Annotated in this window: 9 protein-coding genes; 5 read left to right on the top strand and 4 right to left on the bottom strand. The window is 65.7% G+C overall.

Annotated elements, in window-relative coordinates:
- Together X803_RS17505 and X803_RS0103255 are read left to right on the top strand one after the other, a co-directional pair.
- Positions 1-284, top strand: a 284-nt coding sequence (locus X803_RS17505) for a methionine adenosyltransferase domain-containing protein (RefSeq protein ID WP_035777762.1), incomplete at its 5' end; no start/stop codon positions are given.
- An 18-nt stretch (positions 285-302) separates the two neighbouring features.
- Positions 303-2,399: a primosomal protein N' gene (locus X803_RS0103255; RefSeq protein ID WP_026544009.1), complete on the top strand. Its 2,097-nt coding sequence runs from the start codon at positions 303-305 to the stop codon at positions 2,397-2,399.
- 17 nt (positions 2,400-2,416) lie between these two features.
- On the opposite strand, the gene X803_RS0103260 is transcribed toward X803_RS0103255, so the two are convergent.
- Genes X803_RS0103260 through X803_RS0103275 form a run of 4 tightly spaced genes read right to left on the bottom strand, consistent with a single transcriptional unit; the run spans position 2,417 to position 6,209 of the window.
- Entirely contained in the window at positions 2,417-3,523 is a 1,107-nt protein-coding gene (locus X803_RS0103260) for a glycosyltransferase family 4 protein (protein ID WP_026544010.1), read from the bottom strand.
- On the bottom strand, positions 3,520-4,398 hold the full coding sequence (locus tag X803_RS0103265; RefSeq protein WP_253907383.1) for an alpha/beta fold hydrolase: 879 nt from the start codon (positions 4,396-4,398) through the stop codon (positions 3,520-3,522). Before X803_RS0103265 ends, X803_RS0103260 begins: the two co-directional genes overlap by 4 nt.
- Positions 4,399-4,402: 4 nt before the next feature.
- Entirely contained in the window at positions 4,403-5,239 is an 837-nt protein-coding gene (locus X803_RS0103270) for an aldo/keto reductase (RefSeq protein ID WP_026544012.1), read from the bottom strand.
- 58 nt (positions 5,240-5,297) lie between these two features.
- Complete coding sequence (locus X803_RS0103275) at positions 5,298-6,209, bottom strand: sugar-binding transcriptional regulator (protein WP_051470407.1); 912 nt, start codon at positions 6,207-6,209, stop codon at positions 5,298-5,300.
- A gap of 265 nt (positions 6,210-6,474) precedes the next feature.
- Here X803_RS0103275 and X803_RS0103280 point away from each other — a divergent pair, with 265 nt between their 5' ends.
- The 3 genes from X803_RS0103280 (at position 6,475) to glpK (ending at position 10,635) form a co-directional block, all read left to right on the top strand.
- Positions 6,475-8,160 (top strand): glycerol-3-phosphate dehydrogenase/oxidase, encoded by a 1,686-nt coding sequence (locus tag X803_RS0103280; RefSeq protein WP_084033327.1) that lies wholly within the window; start codon positions 6,475-6,477, stop codon positions 8,158-8,160.
- Between the two features lie 135 nt (positions 8,161-8,295).
- A complete protein-coding gene (locus X803_RS0103285; RefSeq protein ID WP_026544015.1) occupies positions 8,296-9,039 on the top strand; it encodes an MIP/aquaporin family protein in 744 nt (247 codons plus the stop codon).
- 81 nt (positions 9,040-9,120) lie between these two features.
- Positions 9,121-10,635: a glycerol kinase GlpK gene (gene glpK / locus X803_RS0103290; RefSeq protein ID WP_026544016.1), complete on the top strand. Its 1,515-nt coding sequence runs from the start codon at positions 9,121-9,123 to the stop codon at positions 10,633-10,635.
- Positions 10,636-10,735 lie beyond the last annotated feature (100 nt).

A 10,735-nucleotide genomic window follows, 5' to 3' on the forward strand; every position in this document is an offset into this window, starting at 1 on the left:
GCCGCCGTGCTGAAATCCAGATCGCCTACGCGATCGGCATGGCGCAGCCGGTGGGAATCTACGTTGAGACCTTCGGAACCGAGCAGGTCGATCCCGCCGCAATCAGTTCAGCGATCAACGACATCTTCGACCTGCGCCCCCTGGCCATCATCAACTCTCTTGACCTCCTCCGGCCGATCTACCAGAAGACCGCCGCCCACGGCCACTTCGGCCGCGAGGGTGAGGGCTTCAACTGGGAACTGACCGACCGCATTGACGAGCTCAAGAGCTACTTCAACGCCTAGCAGGTCAGCTTCGAGCCGATGAGTTCCGATCACGGGCAGCAGCTGTCCCTGCTGCAGGGCTTTACCGCCCCCGCTGCGCCGCGCGGGAAATCGCCTGTCGCTGCCACGCTTCCGGTCGCCCGGGTGATCATCGACTCACCGTTGCCGCATCTGGACCGGCCCTTCGACTATCTGGTCCCAGCGGAGTACGACGACGACGCGGTGCCGGGTGCCCGGGTCAAGGTCCGGTTCGCCGGGCGGGAGCACGCGGCGTTCCTCGTCGAGCGGCGCGCGGTCTCGGACAGCCCGGCACGTTTGCTGCCCCTGGCGCGGGTGGTGTCCAACCAGCCGGTTGTTACCCCGGAGATACTGGCCTTGGCCGAGGCCGTGGCGGCCAGGTATGCAGGCTCAACGAGCGACGTCCTCCGATCGGCGGTGCCCCCGCGGGTGGCTCGGGTGGAAAAGGAATTCAGCGCCGGCAGCCCGCAGGCCGCCCCCGATACCGCTCCTGCACCGACCCCGGGGAGAGGTGCCCCACCGTCCCTGTACGCCCGTTACGCCAACGGGGGGTCCTTCCCGGCGAGGCTGGCTGCGGGTGAGAGTCCCCGTGCCGTCCTGACCACCCTCGGCGGTTACGGGCCGGCCGGGTGGCCGGCTGAAATTGCCGAGGCGGTCCACGCCGTCTGGTCAGGCGGGAGGGGCGCCGTCGTCGTCGTTCCGGACCAGCGCGATCTGGCCCGCGTCGAGGAGGCCCTGCGGGACCGCCTGGGCGCCGACGCTTTTGTGCGGCTCACAGCCGAGGACGGGCCCACCCCGCGATACCGCAGCTTTCTCCGGTTGCTGCACGGGGACGTGCGCGTGGCGGTCGGAACCCGGTCCGCCGCGTACGCGCCGGTACGCGATCTGGGGCTGGTGTGCCTCTGGGACGACGGCGACGATTCCCACAGTGAACCGCGTGCCCCCTACCAGCACGTGCGCGACGTGCTGCTGCTGCGCAGCGAACTTCAGTCCTGCGGCCTGCTCTTCGCGGCGCCGTCGCGAAGCGTCGAATCCCAGCGGCTGGTCGACTCGGGCTGGGCGCGGTCCGTCTCCGCGGACCGGCAGACCACGCGCCGGCTCACCCCCCGCGTCCAGCATTCAGCCGACACATTCCACGCCGAGCACGAGCCGCTGACCCACCAGGTGCGGATTCCTCCCGTAGCGTGGCGTGCGGCCCGCGATGGACTGCAGCGCGGACCGGTGCTGATCCAGGTGGCGCGTACCGGCTTCTCGCCGGCGCTGGCCTGCCAGGAGTGCCGGGAACCTGCGCGCTGCCGGCACTGCGCCGGGCCGCTGGCGCAGTCGGGGCGCGGGTCCGCGGTGGCATGCCGCTGGTGCGGCCGGCCCGAGCACCGGTGGCGCTGCCTCAACTGCGAGGGAGGACGGCTCCGCTCGACAGTCAGCGGCGCCGCGCGGACCGCGGAGGAGCTGGGACGGGCCTTCCCCGGGGCCGTCGTCGTGTCCTCGTCCGGGGACCACATCATCGACCGGATTGATGATTCACCGCGGGTGGTTGTGGCAACCCCGGGTGCCGAGCCGGTGGTTGCCTCCGGGTATGCCGCCGTGCTGTTGCTGGACGGCAACGCCCTCCTCGGCCGGGAATCCCTGCGCGCTCTTGCTGCCACCCTCCAGCGCTGGTTCAACGCAGCGGTCCTTGCCCGTCCGGCGTCTGCCGGTGGGGTGGTGGTGGTCACCGCGGACGACGACGTCGCTGCCGGTCACCTCGTCCGCTGGGACCCGGACGGTGCGGCTGCGCGCGAACTGGCGGTCAGAACTGACCTGGGACTGCCGCCGGCTGTCCGGTATGCGGCGTTGACCGGCTCACTGGAGGCACTGGCCGTATTCATCGACGGTCTTCAGCTGCCGCCGTCGTGCAGGGTTGTGGGGCCCACCGCGGTGCGGGACGCGGCAGGTCCTCCGCCGGCGCAGAAGCCGGGCCAGCAGTCCGCGGCGGGATCCCATCGCACCCTGCTGTTCTTCCGCTACCGGGACGCTGCGGAGGTGGTGGGTGCCCTGCGGTCGCGCCGGGCATCATTGTCGGCCCGGCGAACCAGCGAACCGGTCCATGTCCGGGTGGACGCTGCCGAGCTTCTCTAGTCAGTGACCCTCGAAAGTCAGTGGCCCTCACAGCGCGTTGGACGGGGCGCGCTTCCCCGGGCCTGAACGGCTTCCTCCAGTGCCGCGAGGAGTGAATCAGCGGATTTCTCCCAGGTGTAGCTGCCGGCCTGTGCTCGGCCGGCCTCTGAGGCAGCCTCCCAGCGGCGCGGATCGTCGAGTGTGCGGACCGCCCTGCTGAACCCGGCGGGGGAGTCCGGGTGGACATACAGCGCCGCGCTGCCCCCCACTTCGCGGAAGATCGGCGTGTCGGCGGCGATGACCGGGGTGCCGACTGCCATCGCCTCAATGACGGGTAGTCCGTACCCTTCGGCGCGGGAGAGCGTCACCAGGGCGGTGGCGGAGCGCAGCAGATGATCATAGTCGTCATCGCTCACTCCATTGTGGAAAACAACCTCTGCGCCGGCGGGTATGAGCGCTTCCAGCTCGCGCCGCCGCTCCGGGGTGATCCGGCTCAGGAGATGAAGCGTGTAACCGTCCAGCCCCGCCATACCTGCCAGGAGGGTTTCCACGTTTTTGTAGGGCATGAAGGAACCCATGTAGAGCAGGGTCCTTGCCGGCGCGGGTCCGGCGGACCGGGGCACCATGCCCGGCTGCGGCGCGTTGCCCACAATGCGGATCGGGCGGCGCGTCAACCGGTGTTGCTGCATCAGGGCACGGGTGGTCTCCGAGATGGTGGCAACAACGTCCGCCCGGTTCAGCAAGACCCGTTGCGGCCAGTACGCGAGATGGTACAGCCGCCAGAGGACGCGGACGGGCAGCGGAAGGAACCCCGGGGGCGTGCGGTTCTGGTAGTAGATGAGGTCGTGCAGGGTGAGCACCAGCGGGTAGCGGCGCCCGAACGAGCCCATGGTCTGCATCGGACAGAACACGGCGTCCGGCCGGAGGCCGTTGATCCGCCGGGCGATGAAGACCTCAGCAGGGGAGAGGGGACTGTTGATCATCACGTGCGGTACCTGCGGCAGCAGTGCAAGCTGGCGGCGGTCGTGGATGAGCATGGTCACGTCGGCACGGTGGGAGAGGGCCTCGATCAGGCTGGCGCCGTAGCGGCTGATGCCGTCATGGTGGTCTGTGCGGGTGAACCGCGCGTCGATCACGACCCTCATCGGACCCTCGACTTCACAAAGTCGGTGATGTGCGCTGCAGCAGCATCGGGCTTTTCATAATGGACGAGGTGCCCTACCCCGGGCAGGACCACGAGGGTGGAATCGGGGATCAACGCTGCGAGTCCACGCTGCGTCTCGACGGTCCCAAGATCGTCCTTCTCCGCAGCGATCAGCAGGACGGGCAGGTTGAGGCTGGAAGCGCTGTCGCGGACCGTGGCGGTGATCGACGCGGTGAATGCCTCCAACACAACCTCGCGTGAGGCAAACGCACTGAAGTAGGCCCTGTGCTGGGCGTGGATCCAGCGCCGCAGGCGGCGGTCCCCGGTCTTCGCCATCAGCTCGCTCATGGCCCGTACGATCAGCCGGTTGCGCAGGAGCGCCTGGCCTGCGCCCTCCGGCAGGGCTCCGCCCGCCCGGTAGTACCGTTCGGCCAGGCGCGTAGCCATCCGGCTTGATCCCTCGAGCGCCGGGGCGCTGATCGGGTTGACCAGGACCAGCGAGGAGAAAGCATCCGGGGCATCGGCCGCCGCCCTGGCGGCGATGATGGAACCGAAGGAGTGGCCCAGGAGCACAGTCCGGCTCCCGAGTGCGAGCCGGTCCACACCGCCCCGCACAAAGGCAGCGTAAGCGGCGACGTCGTGTGTTCCCTGCAGGGGATCGGACTGCCCGAAGCCGGGGAGATCAGGGACGAGAACCCGATGTTCCGGGAGCGCCTCGACGATGCGCAGCAGTCCGTGATGATCGCCGCGGAATCCGTGCACCATGAAGATGGCCGGGCCCTCTGCGGTGCTGTGCACCGCGGGGAAGTCCCAGAACCGTCGAAGGCCGCCGTCCATCCGGATTGTCCGTACATTAGCGGCGCGGGTGAGCGACACCACCTCAGTTGACCCGATCCGGATGGGAACCGACGCGCGTATCCGAGTTGAGCTGTGCGATGGCAATCAGGTCTACCGGGTCGAGGGCAAAGTCCTCAATGTGCAGATTCTCCACGATCCGGTCCCTGGAGCTTGCCTTGACCACCGCGGTGCCTCCGATCTGAAGGTGCCAGCGGAGGACAACCTGCGCCGGAGACCGGCGGTGCTTGGCCGCGATATGCGTGATGGTGGGGTTGTTGAGCAGTGTTCCGCGACCCAACGGACTCCACGCCTGAGTGAGAATTCCGTGTTCTGCGTTGAACTTCCGGAGAGTTTCCTGCTGGAGAAACGGGTGGAGTTCAATCTGGTTGACGGCCGGGACAACTTCCGTCTCGGTCAGTAGCCTCTCCAGATGGTGGCGCTGGAAGTTGGACACTCCGATGGCGCGCACGCGACCGCTCGCGTAGAGCTCCTCGAGCGCCCGCCAGGAATCGACATACAGGTCCCTGCCCGGACACGGCCAGTGGATCAGGTAAAGGTCGAGGTAATCGAGACCGAGACGCTTGAGGGATTCGTCGAAGGCTTCGTGGGTGGCACGGTAGCCGTGGCTGTCGTTCCATACCTTGGAGGTGACAAAGATATCGCTCCGGTCCACGTAGCCGGCGTCCACCGCGTCCCTGACCGCGCGGCCCACGCCTTCCTCATTGCCGTACATCGCCGCCGTATCGAGAAGCCGGTATCCTGCCTCGAGCGCGAGTGTACTCAGCCCGTGTGCCTCATCCGCGGGCACCTTGTAGAGGCCATACCCCAACCGGTCCATGACCACACCGTTGGAAAGCGATACCTTGCCGGGTTTATGCATACCCTGACTCTACCGAGCGGCGGCGGCGCAGATGCAGGGTCCTGCCGCGCGCGTCGGACTAGCTGTTGTGCACCAGCGTTCGGGCCGAGCGTTCGTCAAGAATCAGGTCCGTGGCAAGTCCTGCGGCGAGTGCGCCGCGCAGTCCATTGATTTTCGACTCGCCCGAGACCACGCAGATCCGCCTGCGGACCTGCTGCAGCATACCGAGGTCGGGACCGGTGCTTCGTTCATTGAGCACGATGTCGCTGTGCGAACCGTCTGCGCGGAAGAAGACGGTCGCCACATCGCCGACAACCTGGTTCCGGCGCAGGATGGCAAGGTCTTCCTCATCCAGGTAGCCGCCCGCGTATACATGGCTGGGTATACCGGATCCGGTGGAGCCTACGCCGAAGATCGCCATGGTCATCCGCTCCTGCAGGTCGAGGATGCGTTTCACACTGCGCTCAGCCCACATTGCTGTCTTCGTCTCAGCATGGTCAAAGAAGGCCGGAACGGGGAACTGCTCAACCCGCGCACCGTAGGCCGCACCGAACCTGCGGAGAATCTCGCTGGCGTACGTGATTCCTGTTGTCTGGGTATTGCCGGCACCGTTCAGTTGCACGATAGTGCTGTCATGGGTGACCTTGCGGGTGAGGTGGTGGCTGACCGCGCTGATGGTCGAGCCCCACGCAACCCCGATGATCGCGTTGGAATCAACCAGCGGACCGAGCGTCCGGGCCGCTTGGATGGCCACGCGGTCCAGCACGTCCGAATCGCTCACCAGATCCGTCACGGGTACCACGTGTGCATCGACACCGAAGTTGTTCCGGATTTCACGCTCGAGTGCCGGCGCACGGTCAAGGGGATTGTTGATCTGGATCTGTACCAGTCCGGTCTCGCGCGCCATGGAAAGCAGCCTCGACACGGTGGACCTCGAGGTTCGCAATTCCCTGGCGATCGCATTCATTGTCAGGTCCTGGAGGTAGTACATCTGGGCCGCACGCAAGGCGTCACGGCTCCGCGGCGGCGTCGGATCGGAATTGCGGACATTTGCGCGGTTGGCACCATTTTGGGCGGCAGGGCTCACAGGTTTCTCCGGGGGCATGTGCACGTTTGTGCAAAGTGATTGACGAATATTCCCAATGCTCAAAAGAATAGGGGTCAGATCCCGAAACCACCACCACAGTCAAGGAGCCTGACAGCCCGTGAGAAACAGCACCGGGTCGACGACGCCGTCGGCAGAACAGAACCGTCCAGTGCGCGAGAGCGTTCAGCAGCTCAGGGACGGCGGGAAGGCCTCCGTACTGATCATCGGAGGCGGAATCAATGGGGTCGGGACCTTCCGTGACCTGTCGCTGCAGGGCATCGACGTCACGCTCGTTGAACGCGGCGACTACTGCCAGGGCGCTTCGGGCGCTTCCTCCCACATGATCCACGGCGGCATCCGCTATCTCGAGAACGGCGAGTTCCGGCTGGTACGCGAATCAGTGATCGAGCGGAACGCGCTCCTCAAACTCGCGCCGCACTACGTCAAGCCGCTCCAGACAACCATCCCGATATTCAGCACGTTCTCCGGAATCATGGCGGCGCCCCTGCGCTTCCTGACCCACCGGCAGGGAGCTCCCCGTGAGCGCGGCGCCGTCCTGATCAAGGCGGGGCTAACCCTGTATGACGCGTTCTCCCGCGCTGGCGGAACGGTGCCCCGCCACCGGTTCGTGGGACGGAAGAAATCCCTTCAGCAGCTCCCCAGGCTGCGCCCCGATGTCAAGTACACCGCCACCTATTTCGACGCCTCGGTCCACAACCCTGAGCGATTGACCCTGGACGTCCTCCAGGACGGGTTGGCCGCCAACCCCCGCTCGCGGGCGGTCAACTACGTCAGCGCGGTCGGAAGCAACGCAGACGGGGTGGTGCTCCGCGACGAGCTCTCCGGTGACGTCTTGACCATTCAGGCGGACGTCGTCGTCAACGCCACCGGCGCGTGGGTGGATGGCACCAACAGTGCGCTCGGGCAGGGGAGCAGCTTCATGGGCGGAACGAAGGGTTCCCATGTGGTGCTCGACCATCCCGAGCTGCTGGCGGCCTGCGACGGGCGGGAGATATTCTTCGAGCACTCCGACGGACGAATCGTCCTCATCTATCCCATGGGCGAGCGGGTGTTGGTCGGCACCACGGACATCGAGACGGACATGGATACCCCGGCCGTGTGTACCGACGCCGAGATCGACTATTTCTTCGACCTCATCCACCACGTGTTTCCGACCGTACGGGTCAGCAGGGAAAGCATTGTCTACTCCTTCTCGGGAGTGCGGCCGCTGCCGCGCCACGACGACACGCAGCCCGGCTTTGTGTCACGGGACTACCGGATCGAACGCGGCACCACCTCGGGACGCCCCATTCTCAGCCTGGTCGGAGGCAAGTGGACAACCTTCCGCGCACTCTCCGAACACCTCGCAAATGAGGTGCTCGAGCTGCTGCAGCGGGGCCGGACAGTCTCCACCGCGGCCCTGCCTATCGGCGGGGGGCTGGCTTTCCCGCAGCAACCCCGCGACGTCGCGGCCTGGATCGAGGCCAACAGTGCAGGTCTGCCCCCGGAACGTGTCAGGCTCCTGCTCGGGCGCTATGGCACCCGCGCCGCCGGCGTTGCTGCCTTTCTCGCCGAAGGGGGAGACGCACCCCTGCAGACCACCCGTGAAGTCTCAACCCGCGAGCTTGAATATATGGTCCGGCACGAGCAGGTGCAGCACATTTCAGACGTGCTCATCAGGCGGACTGCACTGGCCTTCAACGGTCTGCTGTCGGCCGAACTCGTGGAGGAAATCGCTGATGTCCTGGGCGGGCTCCTTGGCTGGTCCGAGTCGGACAGGAAGCGTGAAGTCGAGGAAACACGCCGTGTCCTGCAGGAGAAGCACAAGGTGAGTGTGCAAAGTTTGGTTGCCTGAGTCCTGGGCAGCCTCCAGCCGTTTGAGGCGGCTGGGAACCAACGGCAACAGCTGCCGGGGGAGTTACACGGTGTCGCGACCATCACGGCACCGGGGCCGCATCGGCCCACAGTTGAATCAATGGAGGAGTCAAAGATGTCTCTGGAAGTATTCGTCGCCGAAACATTCGGCACGTTCATGCTGCTGTTGCTTGGTACAGGCGTGGTGGCCAACGTCGCGCTGGCGGGAACCAAGGGAAATAACGGCGGGTTCCTGATGGTCAACTTCGGTTGGGGACTCGCGGTCTTCGCCGGTGTCTACGTCGCCGCGCTCTCCGGGGCCCACTTGAACTTCGCCGTCACCGTCGGTCTCTGGGCCAACGGCGACGTGGGCGAGTTCGCTCCCGGAGTGGACAAGAACCTGGTCAATGCGCTCGCCTATTTTGCTGCGCAGATGCTCGGTTCCATTCTGGGTGCGGTGGGCTGCTGGCTCGCCTACAAGCAGCACTTCGACGAGGAACCCGACCCGGCGAACAAGCTCGGTGTCTTCTCGACGGGCCCCGCAATCCGGAATTACGGGTGGAACCTGGTGACTGAGGTGATCGGCACGTTTGTGCTCGTTTTCGTCATCCTTGCCTTTGCAAGTACGCCGTCCGGCCTCGGCCCTCTTGCGGTGGCTCTGCTCGTCGTCGGTATCGGCGCATCGCTCGGTGGACCCACCGGATACGCCATCAACCCCAACCGTGACCTCGGCCCACGCATCGCTCATGCCTTCCTGCCTATCCGGGGCAAGGGAAGCAGCGACTGGAGCTACGCCTGGGTTCCCGTCGTCGGGCCGATCATCGGCGGCCTGCTCGGCGGCCTGGTTGCCATGATGGTCACTTTCCCTGCCCCAGCCTGACCTACAACCGACCGGCGGTCCGGATCGCCCGGACCGCCACCGTCCAACCAACCCCGCACCAAACTCAACGAGGAGCAATTAATGCCGCAGTACGTTATCGCCATTGACCAGGGAACCACCTCAAGCCGCGCGATCGTCTTCGACCACCAGGGGAACATTGTGTCCTCCGGTCAGAAGGAGCACGAGCAGATCTTCCCGAAGGCCGGCTGGGTGGAGCATGACCCGATGGAAATCTGGGACAACACCCGCGAAGTCATCGGCAACGCACTTTCCAAAGCAAACCTGACCCGCCACGACATCGCCGCAGTGGGCATCACCAACCAGCGTGAGACAGCGGTGGTGTGGGACAAGAACACCGGCAAGCCCGTCTACAACGCCATTGTCTGGCAGGACACCCGCACCCAGCCCATCGTGGACGAGCTGGCGGCGGACGGGGGAGTTGAACGTTTCAAGCAGCAGGTCGGCTTGCCGCTGGCAACCTACTTCTCCGGAACCAAGATCAAGTGGATTCTCGACAACGTCGAGGGTGCACGGGAGAAGGCCGACGCCGGGGACCTGTTGTTCGGCAACACCGATTCCTGGGTGACCTGGAACCTCACCGGCGGGACCGACGGCGGGGTGCACATCACCGATGTGACGAACGCTTCACGCACCCTCTTCATGGACCTCGAGACGCTGAGCTGGGACTCCGCCATCCTTGACACATTCGGCGTACCGGCCTCGATGATGCCGGAAATCCGCTCATCCTCCGAGGTCTACGGCAAGGTGCACAGCTCACAGCTGCTCCGGGAGGTGCCCGTCGCGGGCATCCTGGGGGACCAGCAGGCTGCCACGTTCGGCCAGGCTGCCTTCGAGAAGGGCGGCACCAAGAACACCTACGGAACCGGCAACTTCATGATCGTCAACACCGGTGAGGAGATTGTCCACTCGAAGAACGGCCTGCTCACCACCGTCTGCTACAAGCTCGGCGATGCCAAGCCCGTTTACGCACTGGAAGGGGCCATCGCCGTCACCGGTTCGCTGATCCAGTGGCTCCGCGACAACCTTGGGATCATCAACAGCGCTCCCGAGGTGGAGCAGCTCGCCAAGACTGTCCAGGACAACGGCGGCGTGTACATTGTTCCGGCCTTCTCGGGACTTTTTGCACCGTACTGGCGGTCGGATGCCCGCGGCGCGATCGTCGGTCTGACGCGCTTCGTGAACAAGGGCCACATCGCACGTGCCGCCCTGGAAGCGACCGCCTTCCAGACCCGCGAAGTGCTCGACGCCGCCAACGCTGACTCCGGCGTCAACATGGAGGACCTGAGGGTCGACGGCGGCATGGTTGCCAATGATGCGCTGATGCAGTTCCAGGCAGACATCCTGGGCATTCCCGTCATCCGCCCCAAGGTCACGGAGACCACCGCGCTGGGCGCAGCCTACGCCGCGGGCCTCGCCGTCGACTTCTGGAAGGACACCGACGAGCTTGCCGCGAACTGGTCCGAGGACAAGCGTTGGGAACCGACCATGGATGGTGCGGAACGCGATCGTCAGATGCGGAACTGGAAGAAGGCCGTCACCAAGACCTTCGACTGGGTGGATGAGGACGTGAACTAGGGGCAGCAGCAGCCACCTGCCCGGCTCGGGCGGGCGGAGATGACGAGGACCTCGTCATCTCCGCCCGCTCGGCGGGTTAAAGGGAGCCGTCAGCGAAGGA

Origin of the sequence: Arthrobacter sp. 35/47, from assembly GCF_000520475.1 — a bacterium.
Lineage (GTDB): Bacteria > Actinomycetota > Actinomycetes > Actinomycetales > Micrococcaceae > Arthrobacter_D > Arthrobacter_D subterraneus.

Coding starts and splice junctions, on each gene's coding strand:
- X803_RS0103255 (WP_026544009.1), top strand. CDS start 303: ATGAGTTCCGATCACGGGCAGCAGCTGTCCCTGCTGCAGGGCTTTACC.
- X803_RS0103260 (WP_026544010.1), bottom strand. CDS start 3,523: ATGAGGGTCGTGATCGACGCGCGGTTCACCCGCACAGACCACCATGAC.
- X803_RS0103270 (WP_026544012.1), bottom strand. CDS start 5,239: ATGCATAAACCCGGCAAGGTATCGCTTTCCAACGGTGTGGTCATGGAC.
- X803_RS0103275 (WP_051470407.1), bottom strand. CDS start 6,209: ATGTACTACCTCCAGGACCTGACAATGAATGCGATCGCCAGGGAATTG.
- X803_RS0103285 (WP_026544015.1), top strand. CDS start 8,296: ATGTCTCTGGAAGTATTCGTCGCCGAAACATTCGGCACGTTCATGCTG.
- glpK (WP_026544016.1), top strand. CDS start 9,121: ATGCCGCAGTACGTTATCGCCATTGACCAGGGAACCACCTCAAGCCGC.